The organism is Pseudomonas sp. NPDC089396 (assembly GCF_044749545.1).
Lineage (GTDB): Bacteria > Pseudomonadota > Gammaproteobacteria > Pseudomonadales > Pseudomonadaceae > Aquipseudomonas.
In genome coordinates this window covers 236,188-254,847 of sequence record NZ_JBIVIC010000006.1, presented here as the reverse complement: position 1 = coordinate 254,847, position 18,660 = coordinate 236,188, and the positions used below count along the sequence as shown (strand labels likewise).

Genomic DNA, 18,660 nt, shown 5'->3' with positions numbered 1-18,660 from the left:
CCTATCTTTACCGATTGGCGTCGGATGAAATGGAATTACACAAATTTCATACGACCGTTTGAACCATTGAAGGCCATGGTCATTTTCGGGAAATTAGCGAAATTCCCTACATTTTGCGATTTTTAGCGGAACTTATCACGCTTAAGCCTGTCTTCTCAGGCCGTGAGAGGCCGCTCACAACGCTGCCACTGGTCTGCAGTGGGTGCATCGATTGCCAAGGTTTTCTGGCATAATCCCGCCCCCCATATGACCGCCAGACAACCTTCATGATCGATTTATTCAGCGGACTGGATGCCTGGGTATTGGTGAGCCTGCTACTCGCCTTGACCTTCGTGCTCGCATTCGAGTTCATCAATGGCTTTCATGACACCGCCAACGCGGTAGCCACCGTCATCTATACCAAAGCCATGCCGCCACACCTGGCCGTGTTCTTCTCCGGGGTGTTCAACTTCCTTGGCGTTCTGCTCGGCGGTGTCGGGGTGGCCTATGCCATCGTTCACCTGCTGCCGGTCGAACTGCTGATCAACGTGAACACCGGTCACGGCCTGGCCATGGTCTTCTCATTGCTCGCCGCCGCCATCACCTGGAACCTCGGAACCTGGTACTTCGGCATTCCGGCTTCCAGTTCGCACACCCTGATCGGTTCGATCCTCGGTGTGGGCCTGGCCAATGCCCTGATCAACGACATTCCGCTGGGTGACGGCGTCAACTGGCAGAAGGCGATCGACATCGCCATGTCGCTGGTGGTTTCGCCCATGGCTGGCTTCGCTGTCGCCGCCCTGGTGCTGCTCGGCCTGAAATGGTGGCGCCCGCTGTCGAAGATGCACAAGACACCGGAGCAGCGCCGCAAGCTCGACGACAAGAAGCATCCACCGTTCTGGAACCGTCTGGTACTGGTCATTTCGGCCATGGGTGTGAGCTTCGTTCACGGCTCCAACGACGGCCAGAAAGGCATCGGCCTGATCATGCTGGTACTGATCGGTATCGTTCCGGCCAAGTTCGTACTCGACCTGAACAGCACCACCTACCAGATCGAGCGCACCCGCGACGCCACCACGCACCTGAGCCAGTTCTACCAGCGCAACGCCGCCACCCTGGGCGAATTCCTGGCGCTGGGCAAGGCCCAGGCCAGCGACTTGCCGGAGCAGTTCAGCTGCAACCCGCAGCAGACCGAGCCGACCATCGCCGCGCTGCAGTCCTCGCTGCAAGGTGTGACCGACTACCGCGCCCTGAGCGCTGAAAAGCGCGTGGAAGTTCGCCGTTACCTGTTGTGCCTGGATGACACCGCGAAGAAGGTCGGCAAGCTGCCGAGCCTCAACGCCCGTGAAAAGGCTGACCTGGACAAACTGCGCAAGGACATCACCGCCACCACCGAATACGCCCCGTTCTGGGTCATCGTGGCCGTTGCCCTGGCCCTGGGCCTGGGCACCATGGTCGGCTGGAAGCGTGTGGTACTGACCGTTGGCGAGAAGATCGGCAAGCAGGGCATGACCTATGCCCAGGGCATGTCGGCGCAGATTACCGCAGCGTGCGCCATTGGCATGGCCAACGTGTTCGCCCTGCCGGTGTCGACCACCCACGTGCTGTCGTCCGGCGTTGCCGGCACCATGGTCGCCAACAAGAGCGGCCTGCAAGGCGGCACGGTGAAAACCATCCTGCTGGCTTGGGTGCTGACGTTGCCAGCCACCATCGGCCTGGCGGCTGGCCTGTTCTGGCTGGCGTCCAAGGCGATTAGCTGAGCGATACAGCTGAAATGAAAAAGGCGCCTTCGAGGCGCCTTTTTCATGGGTCTGTACTGGCCCTATCGCCGGCAAGCCGGCTCCCACAGGTAAGGCGCCGCACTTGAGGTCAGCGCCGTACCTGTGGGAGCCGGCTTGCCGGCGATAGGGCCGGTACAGGCAACTACCGCTTCTTGCCCCCCAACAGCGACCCCATCAACCCGCGCACCAACTGCCGCCCCAGCTGGTTGGCCGCCTGACGCACCGCCGACTTGATCGCCTGCCCCGCCGCACTCTGCAGAAACTCTCCGGCCTTGTCGGCCAGGCTCTCTTCATCGGCCTTCTGCACCGGCGCCGGCTCCACCGGCTCGCCCCTGCGCTGGGTCAGCATTTCATAGGCCGACTCACGGTCAACCGGCTTGTCATAGCGCCCCAACAATGGCGACCCGGCAATCAACGCAGCCCGTTCGGCCCCGCTCAATGGACCGATGCGCGATTGCGGTGGGGCGATCAGCACTCGCTGCACCACCGCAGGCGTGCCCTTCTCTTCCAGGGTACCGACCAACGCTTCGCCGATACCCAGCTCAGTCAGCACCGCCAGGCTGTCGAACGCAGGGTTTGGACGAAAGCCGTCCGCCACCGCCCGCAGCGACTTCTGCTCTTTGGCCGTGAATGCCCGCAAGCCATGCTGGATGCGCAAGCCCAGCTGGGCCAGCACCGTGTCTGGCAGATCACCCGGAGACTGGGTCACGAAATACACCCCAACGCCCTTGGAACGGATCAGCCGCACCACCTGCTCCAACCGGTCCTGCAATGCCTTGGGCGTGTCGTTGAACAGCAAGTGCGCCTCGTCGAAGAACAGCGCCAGCACAGGCTTATCGGCATCTCCGCGCTCAGGCAGCTGCTCGAACAGCTCGGCCAGCAACCACAGCAGGAAAGTCGCATAGACCTTGGGCGCGTCATGCACCAGCCGGCTGGCATCGAGCAGATGGATACGCCCGCGCCCATCGCCATCGAGTCTTAGCAGGTCTTCCAATTGCAGCGCCGGCTCGCCGAACAGCGCCTCGGCGCCCTGCTGTTCCAGGGTTGCCAGGCGGCGCAGGAGCGCCTGGGTCGAAGCGCTGGTCATCAGGGCGCTGTCTTCGCCCAGCAACTGCGGGTTGTCCTTCAAGTGTGCAAGCAGCGCCTTGAGGTCCTTGAGGTCGAGCAGCAACAGCCCTTCCCGGTCAGCCACCTTGAACGCCGCGTACAACGCCGCCTGCTGACTGTCGGTCAACTCCAGCAAGTTGCCGAGCAACAACGGTCCCATTTCACTGAGGGTGGTACGCAACGGATGACCGGACTGCCCGGCGACATCCCACAAAGTGACCGGGTAAGCACGCGGCTGATGCCCCAGCCAGGGCATTGCGGCGATCCGCTCGGCCACCTTGCCCTGGGGCGCGCCCGGTGCGCCGAGGCCGCAGAGGTCGCCTTTGACATCGGCCGCGAAGACCGCCACGCCCGCGTCGCTGAACACTTCCGCCAGGTGCTGCAAGGTCACCGTCTTGCCGGTACCGGTAGCACCCGCCACCAACCCGTGACGGTTGGCCAGGCGCATGGCTTGCTTGACCGGTTGGCCATCGGTGCCAGCCCCTATAACCATGGTCAAAGAATCCGACATCTTTTTGATCCTCTTCTCAAGCTTTACCGCCTATTGGCCGATAACGCGGGGTGATATTCGCCATTAAAGACAGGAACAACCCAAAGGACTACCCGGGATGTTGCACTGTTTTACAGCTGTATTCGTGCGAACGCCCGATAAAAACCTTAGCGGAACCGATTACGCCATGAACAAAAGCCTGCGTTTCAGCCACAAGATTCTTTTGGCGGCATCACTGATCGTGATCCTCGCCTTCAGCCTGTTCACCCTCTACAACGATTACCTCCAGCGTAATGCGATCCGCGAGAATCTGGAGAATTATCTGGCTGAAATGGGCGAGTCCACTTCGACCAACATTCACAACCTGTTCGAAGGCCGCATCAAGCTGGTTGAAAACCTGGCCCAGAACATTGCCCAAGAGCCTGAACAGGCTGAGACACTGATGGGCCAGAACGCCCTGATCTCAAGCTTCCTGACGGTCTACCTGGGCAAGGTCGACGGCGGTTTCAGCGTACGCCCCGACTCGAAGATGCCCGAAGGCTATGACCCGCGCACCCGCCCTTGGTACAAGGACGGCATGAATGCCCAAGGCGTGATCCTCACCGAACCCTACATGGACATGACCACCAACAAGATGGTCATCGGCATCCTCGGCAAGGTGTCCACCCAGGTGGGCGTGGTGGGCGGTGACCTGGCCCTCGACGGCCTGGTACGCATCATCAACTCGCTGAACTTCGGCGGCATGGGCTACGCCTTCCTGGTCAACGACCAAGGCAAGGTCCTGGTTCACCCGGACCAGAAGATGGTCATGAAGTCGCTGTCCGACCTGTTCCCGCAGCACACGCCGAAACTGACCGGTGACCTGACCGAAGTCCAGGCTGACGGCCAGACTCGCCTGTTGACCTTCACCCCGATCAAGGGCCTGCCATCGGCCAACTGGTACATCGGCCTGTCGGTGGACAAAGACAAAGCCTTCGCCATGCTCAGCACCTTCCGCACCTCGGCGGTGATCGCCACCGTGGTGGCGGTGGTCATCATCATCGGCCTGCTCGGTCTGCTGATCAGCGTGCTGATGCAACCGCTGCTGACCATGACCCGCGCCATGGAAGACATCGCCGAAGGCGAAGGCGACCTGACCAAACGCCTGCGCATTCACAACCACGACGAATTCGGCATCCTCGGCACTGCCTTCAACCGCTTCGTGGAGCGTATCCACGGTTCGATCCGCGAGGTGTCCTCGGCCACCGAGCAGGTCAACGAGGTGGCCCTGCGCGTCATCAGCGCTTCCAACTCGTCGATGGCCAACTCGGACGAGCAGTCCAACCGCACCAACAGTGTCGCCGCCGCCATCAATGAGCTGGGTGCTGCCGCCCAGGAAATCGCCGGCAACGCCGCCCAGGCCTCGCAGCACGCAAGCTCCGCTCGCCTGCTGGCCGAAGAAGGGCAACAGGTGGTGGACCGCAACATCGCGGCGATGAATCGCCTGTCCGACCTGATCGTGACCTCCAGCGCGCACATCGAGACCCTGAACAGCAAGACCGTGAACATCGGGCAGATTCTCGAGGTGATCACCAGCATCTCCCAGCAGACCAACCTGCTGGCACTGAACGCCGCGATCGAGGCGGCCCGGGCCGGTGAAGCCGGGCGCGGCTTTGCCGTGGTCGCCGATGAAGTGCGCAACCTGGCGCACCGTACCCAGGAGTCTGCGCAGCAGGTGCAGAGCATGATCGAGGAACTGCAGGTCGGCGCCCGCGAGTCGGTCGAGACCATGGGCCAAAGCCAGCGCCACAGCCAGGACAGCGTGCAGATTGCCAACCAGGCCGGTGAACGCCTGGACAGCGTCACCGTGCGCATTGGCGAGATCGACGGCATGAACCAGTCGGTGGCCACCGCCACTGAAGAGCAGACCGCGGTGGTCGACTCGATCAACATGGACATCAACGAAATCAACATGCTCAACCAGGAAGGCGTGGAGAACCTGCAGGCCACCCTGCGGGCGTGCTCGGACCTGGAGCAGCAAGCCACTCGCCTGAAGCACCTGGTCGGCAGCTTCCGTATCTGACCTGAAGCACCGCGTCGCCCTTATCGCCGGCAAGCCGGCTCCCACAGGCATCTGCACAGGCTTCGAGCCTTGTGCAGTAGCTGTGGGAGCCGGCTTGCCGGCGATGGACTCGACACCACTCCCCCGCCCAACCCGATCGAACAAACTATCCTTCAGTAAGGTCAACCTTTAGGCGCGTCATCACCGGCCCGTTACAGCCGAATGACAGACCCGAAGACGATCCCGGAGGGATGCTGATCGTGCACATCGCTGACATCACCATGTTCTATGCCCCGGCCAGCGGAGGCGTACGGACTTATCTTGATGCCAAACATCATCGCCTCGACGCCCTCCAGGGCGTTCGCCACAGCCTTTTGATCCCTGGCCCAAGCGCCCGCCATACCAATGGCGTGTACGAAGTACCTGCCCCCCCTCTGCCCTTCGGCAACGGCTATCGATTCCCCGTGCGGCTGGGCCCTTGGTGCACGGTGCTACGCGGACTCAAGCCGGACCTGATCGAAGTCGGCGACCCCTACCTCACCGCCTGGGCAGCACTGGAAGCACGACGCCAGCTCGATGTACCGGTGATCGGTTTCTACCACTCCGACTTGCCGCTGCTGGTCAGCAACCGCATGGGCAACTGGTTCACGCCCAATGTCGAAGCCTATGTCAGCAAGCTGTATGGCAATTTCGACCGGGTACTGGCGCCCAGCCAGGTAATGGCCGACAAGTTGCGCCGCCTGGGTGTGCGTGATGTGCATGTACAACGCCTCGGCGTCGACCTTGCTACCTTCAACCCGGCACACCGCGACCCGCAACTGCGAGCTCAGCTGGGCATACCCGACACCAGCCGGCTACTGGTGTTCGCCGGCCGGGGCTCGCGGGAGAAGAACCTGCCGGTGCTGCTCGAATGCATGCAGCACCTGGGCCGCCCCTATCACCTGCTGCTGGTGGGTTCGAACATGCCGGCCAACGTGCCGGACAATGTCAGCGTGATCGACCACTTCTGCCCACTCGACGAAGTCGCCCGGCTGGTGGCCAGTGCCGACCTGCTGGTACACGCCGGCGACCAGGAAACCTTCGGCCTGGTGGTCCTCGAAGCAATGGCCAGCGCCACGCCCGTGGTGGCGGTACGGGCCGGAGCTTTCAGCGAGATCATCAACGAACAATGCGGCCGCCTGTGCCGCGCCAACGATGGCCAGGCCATGGCCACGACGGTACGCGAAGTGTTCGAGGCCGGCGTCCGCAAGCTCGGTGCCCAGGCTCGCCTTCACGTGGAGCAACATTACTCGTGGGACAACGTGGTAAATGGCCTGCTCCAGCATTACCAGGCGGTGCTCGGCCATCAACCCCTGGTACGCGCCCATGGCTGAGAGCGATGGCACGTCGCGCAGCCTGATGCTGGTGCTGCACGACATAGCGCCGGAAACCTGGCCGGACTACCAGCCGTTCGTGCAGGCGGTCGATGAAAGGGGCGGCGTGCCGATGACCTGGCTGGTAGTCCCCGACTTCCACCACCGCAATCCCCTTGCCCGCTCCCCAACGTTCTGCCGCCTGCTCGAACGGCGCCTGGCGCAGGGCGACGAACTGGCGCTGCACGGTTTCTTCCATGCCGATGACGGGCCCTCGCCACGCAGCCTCGGCGAGTACTTCATGCGCCGTCTCTACACCCACGAAGGCGAGTTCTATGCGCTCGACCAGGCCCAAGCGCTGCAGCGCCTGGAAGATGGCCTGGCACTGTTCGACCGGCAAGGCTGGCCGGTAGCCGGCTTTGTCGCGCCGGCCTGGCTGATGAGCCAGGGCACGCGCCAGGCCTTGAGCCAATTGCCGCTGCGCTACACCAGCACCCCGCAGCACTTGTACCGGTTGCCCGATTTCCGCGCATTCAGCGCCCCCGGCCTGGTCTGGAGTGCCGGCAGCGCCTGGCGTCGGGGTGTTTCACGGATGGTATGCGACTGGCAGCGACGGCGCTGGCGTGAGGCCCAGACCTTGCGCCTCGGGCTGCACCCAGTGGACATGCGCCACCGCTCGTCACGCAACTACTGGCTGGCCACGCTCGACCATTTACTGCTTCAGGGCCGTGAACCCCTGACCAAATCGGCCTGGCTGGAACGCCAGGTGCTCGCGTGAATCGCTTCGCCTGGCTGGGCCTGGCACTGCTGTGCGCAGTCCTGGTGCCAGCATTGCTCGGTGGCGACGAGCTGCTGCCCAGGATCAAGGCCTTCGACCCCGGTCTGATGTTGACCCTGCTGGGCATGATCCTGTTGTGCTGGATCATCAATGCCATGCGCCTACGCCTGCTGCTCGGCCAGCACGGCGCAAAGCTTGGGCACGTGCGTAGCCTTGGCGTGGTAATGGCCACGGAGTTCGCCATCTGCACCACGCCCGGTGGCAGCGGCGGGCCGTTGACGCTGATGGCCTTGCTCGCCCGCGACCGCATCGGCCCGGCCCGCAGTGGCGCGGTGTTCGCCATGGACCAGTTGAACGACTTGCTGTTCTTCTTCTGCGCGATGCTGGCGATCGCCGGCTACGCCCTGTTCCACAGCCTGGGCCGCAGCCAGGAAAGCCTGCTGCTGGGCAGCGCCTTGCTGATGTGCACAGCACTGGCCGCGATACTGGCGTTGCTGCACTACCGGCGCGCGATCATGCGCTTCAACGGCCGGCTGCTGCATCGCGCCGGCATGAACCCACGCCGCAGACGGCGCTGGGCGCGTAAGGTGTTGCACTTCATCGCGGCGCTGGCCCAGACCTGGCGGCTGCCCAAGCGCACCTTGGCGCTCGTGTTCAGCCTGACCTGCGCTCACTGGAGCCTGCGCTACAGCGTGCTGTTTCTGGTGTTGCGGGGCTTGGGCGTGGAGTTGTCGTGGGTGCCGAGTTTTCTGGTGCAGATGCTCTCGCTCAGTGCCGGGCAGTTCAGCCTGATGCCGGGCGGCGCCGGGGCCGCCGAACTGACGTCGGCAAGTTTGCTGGCACCGATGGTGGGCAGCTCGACCGCGGCGGCGGCGATCCTGATCTGGCGCGCGGTTACGTACTACTTTTATCTGCTGGCGGGCGGGCCGGTATTCGTCTGCCTGCTGGCGCGTCCGCTGCTGGAACGCTGGCGGGGTCAGGCGGGTTGAGCTGACGCCAGAGATCGGCGGCGCCGGGGAACTCGGTGCCGTCTTCTTCGTCGAGCGCTTCGGGGTCGTAGCGGGCCAGGCACCCTTCGCCGAGGGTGGGAGGGGGTGTGGCAGTGGGCTTGTTGCGGGCGCTTGCCATTGGATACACCTCCGGGGGCGCTGTACGCCCCAATCGCCGGCAAGCCGGCTCCCACAGTGACCTCCACAGACCTCAAGCCTTGTGCAGTACCTGTGGGAGCCGGCTTGTCGTGGCGACGAACCGCGGCGATTGGGCTGCGAAGCGGCCCTATGCTCGAATCAGTCGAACACCACCGTCTTGTTGCCGTGCACCAGCACGCGGTCTTCCAGGTGATAACGCAGGCCACGGGCCAACACCATCTTCTCGACATCACGGCCGAAGCGAACCATGTCCTCGATGCTGTCGGCGTGGCTCACGCGCACCACGTCCTGCTCGATGATCGGGCCGGCGTCCAGTTCCTCGGTCACGTAGTGGCACGTTGCACCGATCAGTTTCACACCGCGCAGGGCTGCCTGGTGATACGGCTTGGCACCGACAAACGAGGGCAGGAAGCTGTGGTGGATGTTGATGACCTTCTCGGCGTAATCCTGGCAGAGCTGCGGCGGCAGGATTTGCATGTAACGCGCCAGCACCACCACATCGGCTGCATGCTCCTGGACCAGACGCGACACCTCGGCAAACGCCGGCGCCTTGTCTTTCGGGTCGACCGGCACGTGGAAGAACGGAATGCCGTGCCACTCGACCATGCTGCGCAGGTCGTTGTGGTTGGAAACCACGCAGGGGATCTCGCAATCCAGCTCGTCGGTGTGCCAACGGTGCAGCAGGTCTGCCAGGCAGTGCGATTCGCGGCTGGCCATCAGCACGACGCGCTTCTTCTGCGCCGAGTCGGTGACACGCCAGGTCATGGAGAACTCTTCGGCAATCGGTGCAAAGGCTTCGCGGAAGGCCTCGATACCGAAAGGCAACGATTCGGCACGGATTTCATGGCGCATGAAGAACCAACCACTCTGCTCATCGGAGTGATGGCTGGCTTCGTTGATCCAGCCATTGTACAAGGCCAGGAAATTACTGACTTTCGCCACGATGCCAACACGGTCGGGGCAGGCGATCACCAGACGATAGGTGCGCATGAATAAGACTCCAGAACTTCGCAAAGGCGCCCATTCTAGCGGCCCGGCCCAAAAAACGCAGTAAGCATTGCACCCGCCGGCTGCATCCTCAGGTCATGCCTTACCGCTGCGACATGGCGTAACTGGGTAGAGGACATTCATGCCCAATTGAAGGGGGGCTATGTAAATTTTTCTTAATCTTGAGATATTTTGTCACAGGCTAATTAACAGTTCGCTGCCCTATTAATATGTTTACTTGAGTGTATCGCCTGTCTATTATTGCCCCACACATTTCTGAACACGCATTAAGGAACACTCCATGTCCCTGATCAACGAGTACCGCGCCACCGAAGAAGCCATCAAGGAACTTCAGGCCCGCCTGGCCAACCTGTCGCAGGATGACAAGCTGAAAAAAGAACTGGAGTTCGAAGGCAAATTGCGCACGCTGATGGGCGAATACTCCAAGTCGCTGCGTGACGTCATCGCCCTGCTCGACCCAGAGTCGAAACTGAGCAAAGCCCCACGCGGCGCAGTCAAGACCACTGGCACCAAGCGTGCTCGCAAGGTCAAGCAATACAAGAATCCGCACAATGGTGAAGTAATCGAAACCAAAGGCGGCAACCACAAGACCCTGAAAGAATGGAAAGCCAAATGGGGTGGCGATGTGGTTGAAAGCTGGGCAACCCTGCTGGACTGATTGTCCGCGCAGACGCAGCTTGTATAAACAAAAACGCCGGCTCGATGCCGGCGTTTTTGTTTGTCCATTCATTGGCTGATAGCAAATTGCTCTGACAACTGCCGGGCATGCACTTGCCAAGCCTCCAGCACCCGGCGCCCGGCTTCGTCAGCGTTGGCCCAGGCGCTCTGCCGAGCCTGCTCGAAGTCGCCCAGGGTATTCGGCGCGCCCCACAGCGGGTCGCTCAGGCGCTGCTGACAGAAGGCATACCAGCGCTGGCGCTCATCGCTGTTCAAGGTCTCTGGAAAGTTGCGCGCCCGATAACGGAACAGCAATTCAGGTATGCGTGGGTCATCGAACATCCAATGGCCATTGCCCAATGCTGCGGGGTCCAGCGTGCGAACTTGCTCGCACAAGCGACGATCGCGATCCCCCAGGAAACCGTCATACAACTGCTGTTCAGGGTCCTCATTAGGCGCAAACTCATCCTTGCCGTAGATAAGCTCCAGCTTGTCTTGCCACTGCGCTTGCTGATTGGCCAGCGCTTCGCCACGTGATTGCAAAAGTGCCAGATCGATACCGAGTCGTTGCTGATCCGCAGGGCGCAATACCGCAAGCGGCGCCAACACGGGACAGCGATTGATCTGTACCAACTTGAGCGGGACCGGTAATTGTCCTTCAGACAACTCCTCATGGCGCGTATACAAGCGCTCACGAAGTACTTCGGCACTTTCCCTCAATAACGGTAGGGTTTCCTGATGCAGGTCGCACACAATCAGTGCATTGCGATTGCGCGGGTGCCAGGCCAACGGCAAGACCACGCCCAGATAATTACGCGCCGCCGAGAAGCGACCGGATATATGCACCAGCGGTTGCAATAAACGAATCTGCTCCAACACTTTGTGTTTGCTGCGCAGTTGGAACAGCCATTCGTACAACCTGGGTTGTTTTTGCCGAATCAGGCGCGCCAGGGCAATGGTCGCCCGCACGTCGGAAAGTGCTTCGTGCGCATGCCCATGGTCGATGCCGTTTGCCTGGCTCAGCAATTCAAGGCGCAGGCTGGTGCGTCCATCCTGTTGCGGCCAATTGATACCTTCGGGACGCAGGGCATAGGCGGTGCGCACCACATCGATCAAGTCCCAGCGGCTGTTGCCGCCCTGCCATTCGCGCGCATACGGATCGAAGAAGTTGCGGTAGAGGCTGTAACGGGTCACTTCATCATCGAAGCGCAGGGTGTTGTAACCCGCACCGCAAGTGCCTGGACGCGCCAGCTGCTCATGGACCCGAGTCATGAACTCTGCCTCGCACAAGCCCTGGGTTGCCAGCTGCTGCGGGGTAATGCCTGTCACAAGGCACGCCGCCGGGTGCGGCAGGATGTCGTCGGAGGGGCGGCAATAAAGACTGATGGGCGGTTCGATCTCGTTGAGTTCGAAATCGGTGCGCACACCCGCCACCTGCAACGGCCTGTCGCAGCGCGGGTTGATGCCGGTGGTTTCGTAGTCGTGCCAGAAGATGCTGGAAGTCACGGAGTCGTCCTGAATCGAGGTTGCCCCGATTCTAGCGGACCTCGTCTCAGACGGAAGCGTTGGCCGGACGGAAACTGAAATAGTCGCGCAGCGAGCGGACGAAATCGTCGTATTCGCGCGGTGTCTGCAGCAACATGAAACCTGAATCGTAGTGACCCGGCGTCTGGTCTTCGCGGCACCAAAGGCAACTGGCTGTCAGGTTGATGCACTGGAAGCCGCCGCCGGCAAGCGGCACGCGCAGCTGCAGCTCGAAATCCGGCCCGACCAGCACCGGCAGCTGGCTGATCAACATCAATCCGTCTTCAGAGGCATTACCCAGCTGACCGATAGGTTGATCGGTGAAGCGGTTGAACACCTTCAATGCACACGGCAATTGGTGGCGTTCGATATGGCGCTTGTTGAACATGATCACACGTGCAATCCGTACCAATGCCAGGAATGCAAGGTACTGGCGGTTGTTGTAACAACTGGATTACAGGTTAGCGCAGCGGGCCGTGCAAATCCCGTGAAATTATTGACACCTTGGTGTTAACGCCAAGGTGAGGTATTCACCGGGCTGGCCATTGCCGCCTGACCGCTGCGGTAATGACCAAGTTTTTCAAGCGTTTGCAGGCGCGCCTTGGCGCGGTAGGCGTACTCATTGTTTGGATACTGCTGGATCAGGTACTCATACGTTTGCGCGGCATCCACGAACAGTTGCTGGCGTTCCAGGCACTGGCCACGCAGCAATGACACTTCCGGGTGAATGAAGGGGCGCGCACGGCTGGTACGGTCGACCTGGGACAATTCCAGCATGACCTTCTGGCAGTCGCCACGGTCGTAGGCGCGGTAGGCGTTGTTCAAGTGATGGTCCATCGACCAGCGGGTGCAGCCGACGGTACTGGCCGTCGCCAGGGCTAAAACGATCAGGGCTCGCATGTGGGATCTCCTTGGATGCCTGTGTATCGGCCTTTGTCGACAAATCTTCACCACCATTTGCCAGGATACCTCGCCCAGTCATTTGCCACCCTGCACGGCTTGCAGGTAGTGCAACGGAACAATGACTACAGCGTGATTCAGGAGTAGCCTTTCGCTGCGCTTCACTATAGGAGTCTGTGCATGACCATCCGCCGTACCAAAATCGTCGCCACCCTTGGCCCCGCCAGCAACTCGCCGGAAGTGATCGAACAGCTGATCCTCGCCGGCCTGGATGTGGCACGCCTGAACTTTTCCCACGGCACCCCGGACGAGCACAAAGCGCGCGCCCGCCTGATCCGTGACATCGCCGCCAAAAACGGCCGCCATGTCGCACTGCTGGGTGACCTGCAGGGTCCGAAGATCCGCATCGCCAAATTCAGCAACAAGCGCATCGAACTGAAGATCGGTGACAAATTCACCTTCTCCACCGCCCACCCGCTGACCGAAGGCAACCAGGACATCGTCGGCATCGACTACCCGGACCTGGTCAAGGACTGCGGCGTCGGTGACGAGCTGCTGCTCGACGATGGCCGCGTGGTCATGCGCGTCGAGACCGCCACCGCCGATGCCTTGCATTGCGTGGTGATCGTCGGTGGCCCACTGTCGGACCACAAAGGCATCAACCGCAAAGGTGGCGGCCTGACCGCACCGGCCCTGACCGAAAAAGACAAGGCCGACATCAAGCTGGCCGCGGAAATGGACCTGGACTACCTGGCCGTGTCGTTCCCGCGTGACGCCAAGGACATGGAATACGCCCGCAAGCTGCGTGACGAGTCCGGCGGCAGCGCCTGGCTGGTCGCCAAGATCGAGCGCGCTGAAGCGGTCGCCGACGACGAGACCCTCGACGGCCTGATCGCCGCCTCCGACGCCGTCATGGTTGCCCGTGGCGACCTGGGCGTGGAAATCGGCGACGCCGAGCTGATCGGCATCCAGAAGAAGATCATCCAGCACGCCCGCCGCAACAACAAGGCAGTGATCGTGGCGACCCAGATGATGGAGTCGATGATCCAGAACCCGATGCCGACTCGCGCCGAAGTGTCCGACGTGGCCAACGCCGTGCTCGACAACACCGATGCGGTCATGCTGTCGGCCGAAAGTGCCGCCGGTGCCTACCCGATCGAAGCCGTTCAGGCCATGGCGCGGATCTGCCAGGGTGCCGAGAAGCACCCGACCAACCAGAAATCCAGCCACCGTCTGCACACCACCTTCGAGCGTTGCGACGAAAGCATCGCCCTGGCGGCCATGTACACCGCCAACCACTTCCCCGGCGTCAAGGCGATCATCGCCCTCACCGAAAGTGGCTACACCCCGCTGATCATGTCGCGCCTGCGTTCGCACGTGCCGATCTACGCGCTGACCCCACACCGCGCCACCCAGGCCCGTACCTCGATGTTCCGCGGTGTCTACCCGATCGCCTTCGACCCGGCTTCGCTGCCGGCCGACAAAGTGAGCCAGGCAGCGGTCGACGAGTTGCTCAAGCGTGGGCTGGTGGAACAGGGTGACTGGGTGATCCTGACCAAAGGCGACAGCTACCACACCATCGGTGGCACCAACGGCATGAAGATCCTGCATGTCGGTGATCCGCTGGTCGGTTGATGCAGGAAAAGGGGCCTCTCAGGGCCCCTTTTCTTTTGTGAGAAATATTTCCCACAGTGTGGGGTGATTACCCCTCGTGAAATCACGGTGTTTGCCTGTACTGGCCGACGTCGATTGTCGAGATTCTTCAATCTCCAATTCGACTGCAACAGGAAGCAAACATGCCCTACCGCATTGATGCCAAACAGGCCCAAGGCCTGATCGACCCCGATTTCCCCGCTCAAATCTTCGCGCCTGAATTCGCAGGTGTTACCACGTCAGTGAAAACTGACAAGGGCCGCGTTTATGTCGGAAGTGCCTACACCAACGGCAGCACCCTCGAAACGGGCTACCTCCTCTTCCGTCTGACCGACGATGGCGTGCTCGACGAACAGTTTGGCCACCTGGGCAGCACCGTTGGCACGTTCCAGCAAGGCAGCCAATCTTTCGGCTACCACATCATCCAGAACAACGACGGCAAGTTCATGGTACTGGGCCTGACCTTCTCCCCAATCATCCCCAAGAAGCCCGCGCTGGCGCGCTTCAACGAAGACGGCACGCTGGATACCACGTTCGCCGATAACGGTCACTTTGTCATCGAACAGCCGGGCCGTGCCCAGCGGCGGGCGTTCAGCGCGCCGATCGCCATGGCCATGCCATCGGCCACACCGGCCGATTCGTCTCAACAGGCGTGGCAGATGGCGGAAGCGGGCGGCACCTTCATCGTCTTCGGCAATTATTACAATCAGGATCTGGTCGTCATGATGTTCGACTGGGAGGCCAACTTCGTTACTTCCTTCAATGGCACAGGTTACAAACACCTTGAACGCCAGGGGGACGGCGTGGTGTACGGCCACTCGCTGTTCAGCGATGCGAACTCCCTCTCCATTTGCGCGACCATGCGACAGCCCGACCTCAAGGACCGGGATGCCTTCGTCGTCCGGTTGACCCGCGAGGGCGAATACGACCCATGCTTCGGCAAGGGCGGTATTGCCGACTTCCCGGGGCTACCCACACTGAAGAACTTTCTGGTGCTACCGGAGGACGAGCGCATCATTGGCTGCGGCGCCGATGACGACGGATCGGGGCTGCTGGTCGCACTGCACAAATCCGATGGCAGCCTTGATCAGCGATTCAAGCGCGTACCGGTAAAGCACGAAGGCAACAATGTTCGCTGGGAACATGTCCTCGCCGTATCGCCCGGCAGCAAAGGCACCAAGCTGATAGCTGTCGGCGAGATGCGGATCAGGGTCGGCAACCTGCCAGCGATCGTTGGCCGCTTTGACAGCGATGGCGAACTCGACAGCTTCGCGACCCAAACCTTCGCGCTGCGCAGGGTGACCATGGCGGCGGGCTGTGAAGTAGACGAGCAAGGCCGATTGCTGGTGCACGGCCAGACCCAGATCCCGGAGCGGTCCAACGGTTACGTACTCAGGCTGTTGACCAACCGCAACCCGTAGAGCTCTTGCAGCACTCACACGTGCCCGACGAACACATCTGCGAACACTTGCCCCCTGGGTAGCCCGGAAATAAACATCTGTCGGGCAAAACGCTCGACACTTGCTGCAGAACCACAGGCCAAAACCACCGTTTGCCGGGACGACGGGCGCAGTGCCCTCAACACATCATCGAGCTGGTTGGCAACGACCAGCTCGATGATGACGCCCGGCAACTGTCGCAACGACTGCTCCAGATAGTGTCCCGAGTGATCACGCGCCACATGCACCACCCGAATTTCACCCTGGTGCCCCTGCCGCAAGGCCTCGCGCAAGATGCCCCACAAGGGTGCCAATCCTGTACCTGCCGCCAGCAGCCAGAGCGGTCGCTCCTGCCAGTCCTGATCATAATGCAGCGCCCCACCCCGAAGCTCACCCAGACGCAGCGCATCGCCGACCCGCAAGCCTCGAGCCCCATCACAGAAAGCTCCGGAGCGCTGGCAGTCGATATGGAATTCGAGAAAGCCATCCTCACCCGGCAAGCTGGCCAGTGAATACGGCCGTGCCACGCTCCCCTGCCAAAGCACCATGTGCTGACCTGCGCGATATCGCAGGGGCCGTTCCGGCACCAGCCGCAGACGCAACACATCACCGAACCAGTCCAACGCACTCACCGTAGCTGGCAGGCCATCTTGCTGCGGATCAAACACTGATACCCGCAGGTCACCTGTTACCCGGCACTGGCATGCCAGGCGCCAGCCCTGGGCGTACTTTTCCAGCGCCAAGGCCTCAGGCAAGGCATCCGCCGGCTGCCCGTCCAGGCAGTGCACCAGGCAGGCATGGCAGCTGCCGGCACGGCAACTGTAAGGCACGTTCAGCCCGGCCTCGTTCAGGGCATCGAGCAGGTTGCTGCCGGTGGGCACCGTCCAGCGGCGCTCGCCCACGCATAGTTCAGGCATGGTCGGTGTTTCTCCAGAGATCTCCGGCTCACTGTAAGCCAAGCGCTCGACGGCAGCAAAAAGGATGCCCGCCAGCTGCCGACCATGGTCCAGACCGGCCGCAGGTGTGCCCGGCACGGATGCGCGCTATACTGCCGCGCCTTTTTCCGTCGGCCTGACCTGCCGGCGCCTTGCAAGGCGCTTCGACACGCTGGTCGGCACTGTCGAGCGTCTTTTTGAATGTTCCCGTCTTTAAGAGGAGCGCGCTGCATGACCGTGATCAAGCAAGACGACCTGATTCAGAGCGTCGCCGACGCCCTGCAATTCATCTCGTACTACCACCCCGTCGATTTCATCCAGGCGATGCACGAGGCCTACCTGCGTGAAGAGTCGCCTGCTGCACGCGATTCGATCGCCCAGATCCTGATCAACTCGCGCATGTGCGCCACCGGCCACCGCCCGATCTGCCAGGACACCGGTATCGTCACCGTGTTCATCCGCGTGGGCATGGACGTGCGCTGGGACGGCGCCACCATGAGCGTCGACGACATGATCAACGAGGGTGTGCGTCGCGCCTACAACCTGCCTGAAAACGTCCTGCGCGCCTCGATCCTGGCCGACCCGGCCGGTGCTCGCAAGAACACCAAGGACAACACCCCGGCTGTCATCCACTACTCGATCGTCCCTGGTGACAAGGTCGAAGTCGATGTCGCGGCCAAAGGCGGCGGTTCCGAGAACAAGTCGAAGATGGCCATGCTCAACCCGTCCGACTCGATCGTCGACTGGGTACTGAAGACCGTGCCGACCATGGGCGCTGGCTGGTGCCCGCCTGGCATGCTCGGCATCGGTATCGGCGGTACTGCCGAGAAGGCTGCCGTGATGGCCAAGGAAGTGTTGATGGAATCCATCGACATTCACGAGCTCAAGGCCCGTGGCCCGCAGAACCGCCTCGAAGAGATCCGCCTGGAGCTGTTCGACAAGGTCAACCAGCTGGGCATCGGCGCCCAGGGCCTGGGTGGCCTGACCACCGTGCTCGACGTCAAGATCATGGACTACCCGACCCACGCCGCCTCCCTGCCGGTGTGCATGATCCCGAACTGCGCGGCTACCCGCCACGCGCACTTCGTGCTCGATGGTTCCGGCCCTGCCGAACTGGAAGCGCCGTCGCTGGACGCCTACCCGGAAATCGTCTGGGAAGCTGGCCCGAGCGCCCGCCGCGTCAACCTCGACGAAATCACCCCGGAAGAAGTCGCCAGCTGGAAGCCGGGCGAGACCATCCTGCTCAACGGCAAGATGCTCACTGGCCGCGACGCTGCGCACAAGCGCATGGTCGAGATGCTCAACCGTGGCGAAGAGCTGCCAGTCGACCTCAAAGGCCGCTTCATCTACTACGTTGGCCCGGTCGACCCGGTCGGTGACGAAGTGGTAGGCCCAGCCGGCCCGACCACCGCTACCCGCATGGACAAGTTCACCCGCCAGATCCTCGAACAGACCGGCCTGCTGGGCATGATCGGCAAGTCCGAGCGTGGCCCGACCGCCATCGAGGCGATCAAGGACAACAAGGCCGTGTACCTGATGGCCGTCGGCGGCGCTGCCTACCTGGTGGCCCAGGCGATTCGCAAGTCCCAGGTTCTGGCCTTCGCCGAACTGGGCATGGAAGCGATCTACGAGTTCGAAGTGAAGGACATGCCGGTCACCGTCGCGGTCGACAGCAACGGTGAGTCCGTGCACATCACTGGCCCTGCGCTGTGGCAGGGCAAGATCGCCGAAAGCCTGGCTGTAGAAGTTAAGTAATCTGAACTGGGGCCGCTCTGCGGCCCATCGCCGGCAAGCCGGCTCCCACAGGAACAGCGTTGCGCGTGCCTCTGTGGGAGCCGGCTTGCCGGCGATGGGCTGCAGAGCAGCCC

General features: G+C 61.9%; 15 protein-coding genes and 1 pseudogene. 10 read left to right on the top strand and 6 right to left on the bottom strand.

Annotation, left to right across the window (positions count from 1 at the left end; all coding sequences use genetic code 11):
* The first annotated feature begins 266 nt into the window (after positions 1-266).
* On the top strand, positions 267-1,739 hold the full coding sequence (locus ACIPZB_RS13615; RefSeq protein WP_008097292.1) for an inorganic phosphate transporter: 1,473 nt from the start codon (positions 267-269) through the stop codon (positions 1,737-1,739).
* Positions 1,740-1,902: 163 nt separating this feature from the next.
* On the opposite strand, the gene ACIPZB_RS13610 is transcribed toward ACIPZB_RS13615, so the two are convergent.
* Complete coding sequence (locus ACIPZB_RS13610; protein WP_400640674.1) at positions 1,903-3,378, bottom strand: helicase HerA-like domain-containing protein; 1,476 nt, start codon at positions 3,376-3,378, stop codon at positions 1,903-1,905.
* Between the two features lie 97 nt (positions 3,379-3,475).
* Between ACIPZB_RS13610 and ACIPZB_RS13605 the strand changes: the two are divergent.
* The 5 genes and pseudogenes from ACIPZB_RS13605 to ACIPZB_RS13585 all read left to right on the top strand — a co-directional run.
* Positions 3,476-4,561, top strand: a pseudogene (locus ACIPZB_RS13605) (cache domain-containing protein); the annotation flags it as partial.
* A 93-nt stretch (positions 4,562-4,654) separates the two neighbouring features.
* Positions 4,655-5,419 (top strand): methyl-accepting chemotaxis protein, encoded by a 765-nt coding sequence (locus ACIPZB_RS13600; RefSeq protein WP_400640940.1) that lies wholly within the window; start codon positions 4,655-4,657, stop codon positions 5,417-5,419.
* A gap of 230 nt (positions 5,420-5,649) precedes the next feature.
* Entirely contained in the window at positions 5,650-6,771 is a 1,122-nt protein-coding gene (locus tag ACIPZB_RS13595) for a glycosyltransferase family 4 protein (protein ID WP_400640672.1), read from the top strand.
* Positions 6,764-7,528 carry a DUF2334 domain-containing protein gene (locus ACIPZB_RS13590; protein WP_400640670.1) on the top strand — a complete coding sequence of 255 codons (765 nt, stop codon included), beginning with the start codon at positions 6,764-6,766 and terminating at the stop codon, positions 7,526-7,528. The genes ACIPZB_RS13595 and ACIPZB_RS13590 overlap by 8 nt, the downstream gene beginning before the upstream one ends.
* On the top strand, positions 7,525-8,517 hold the full coding sequence (locus ACIPZB_RS13585) for a lysylphosphatidylglycerol synthase transmembrane domain-containing protein (protein ID WP_400640668.1): 993 nt from the start codon (positions 7,525-7,527) through the stop codon (positions 8,515-8,517). The genes ACIPZB_RS13590 and ACIPZB_RS13585 overlap by 4 nt, the downstream gene beginning before the upstream one ends.
* A 297-nt stretch (positions 8,518-8,814) precedes the next feature.
* On the opposite strand, the gene purU is transcribed toward ACIPZB_RS13585, so the two are convergent.
* Positions 8,815-9,666 (bottom strand): formyltetrahydrofolate deformylase, encoded by an 852-nt coding sequence (gene purU / locus ACIPZB_RS13580; RefSeq protein WP_400640666.1) that lies wholly within the window; start codon positions 9,664-9,666, stop codon positions 8,815-8,817.
* Between the two features lie 298 nt (positions 9,667-9,964).
* On the opposite strand from purU, the gene mvaT reads away from it, so the two are divergent.
* Positions 9,965-10,342, top strand: a complete 378-nt coding sequence (gene mvaT, locus ACIPZB_RS13575) for a histone-like nucleoid-structuring protein MvaT (protein WP_008097674.1) — start codon at positions 9,965-9,967, stop codon at positions 10,340-10,342.
* Between the two features lie 68 nt (positions 10,343-10,410).
* Here mvaT and sbcB read toward each other — a convergent pair whose 3' ends face one another.
* The 3 genes from sbcB to ACIPZB_RS13560 form a co-directional block, all read right to left on the bottom strand.
* On the bottom strand, positions 10,411-11,847 hold the full coding sequence (gene sbcB / locus ACIPZB_RS13570; RefSeq protein WP_400640663.1) for an exodeoxyribonuclease I: 1,437 nt from the start codon (positions 11,845-11,847) through the stop codon (positions 10,411-10,413).
* A gap of 46 nt (positions 11,848-11,893) precedes the next feature.
* Entirely contained in the window at positions 11,894-12,253 is a 360-nt protein-coding gene (locus ACIPZB_RS13565) for a PilZ domain-containing protein (protein ID WP_400640938.1), read from the bottom strand.
* Positions 12,254-12,375: 122 nt separating this feature from the next.
* A complete protein-coding gene (locus ACIPZB_RS13560; protein ID WP_400640661.1) occupies positions 12,376-12,765 on the bottom strand; it encodes a tol-pal system YbgF family protein in 390 nt (129 codons plus the stop codon).
* Between the two features lie 180 nt (positions 12,766-12,945).
* Here ACIPZB_RS13560 and pyk point away from each other — a divergent pair, with 180 nt between their 5' ends.
* Positions 12,946-14,400 (top strand): pyruvate kinase, encoded by a 1,455-nt coding sequence (gene pyk, locus ACIPZB_RS13555; RefSeq protein WP_008097666.1) that lies wholly within the window; start codon positions 12,946-12,948, stop codon positions 14,398-14,400.
* Positions 14,401-14,561: 161 nt separating this feature from the next.
* Positions 14,562-15,839: a delta-60 repeat domain-containing protein gene (locus ACIPZB_RS13550; protein WP_400640659.1), complete on the top strand. Its 1,278-nt coding sequence runs from the start codon at positions 14,562-14,564 to the stop codon at positions 15,837-15,839.
* Positions 15,840-15,853: 14 nt separating this feature from the next.
* Here ACIPZB_RS13550 and ACIPZB_RS13545 read toward each other — a convergent pair whose 3' ends face one another.
* Positions 15,854-16,774 carry an iron-sulfur-binding ferredoxin reductase gene (locus ACIPZB_RS13545; RefSeq protein ID WP_400640657.1) on the bottom strand — a complete coding sequence of 307 codons (921 nt, stop codon included), beginning with the start codon at positions 16,772-16,774 and terminating at the stop codon, positions 15,854-15,856.
* Between the two features lie 249 nt (positions 16,775-17,023).
* Between ACIPZB_RS13545 and ACIPZB_RS13540 the strand changes: the two genes are divergently transcribed.
* Entirely contained in the window at positions 17,024-18,547 is a 1,524-nt protein-coding gene (locus ACIPZB_RS13540) for a fumarate hydratase (protein ID WP_400640655.1), read from the top strand.
* Positions 18,548-18,660 lie beyond the last annotated feature (113 nt).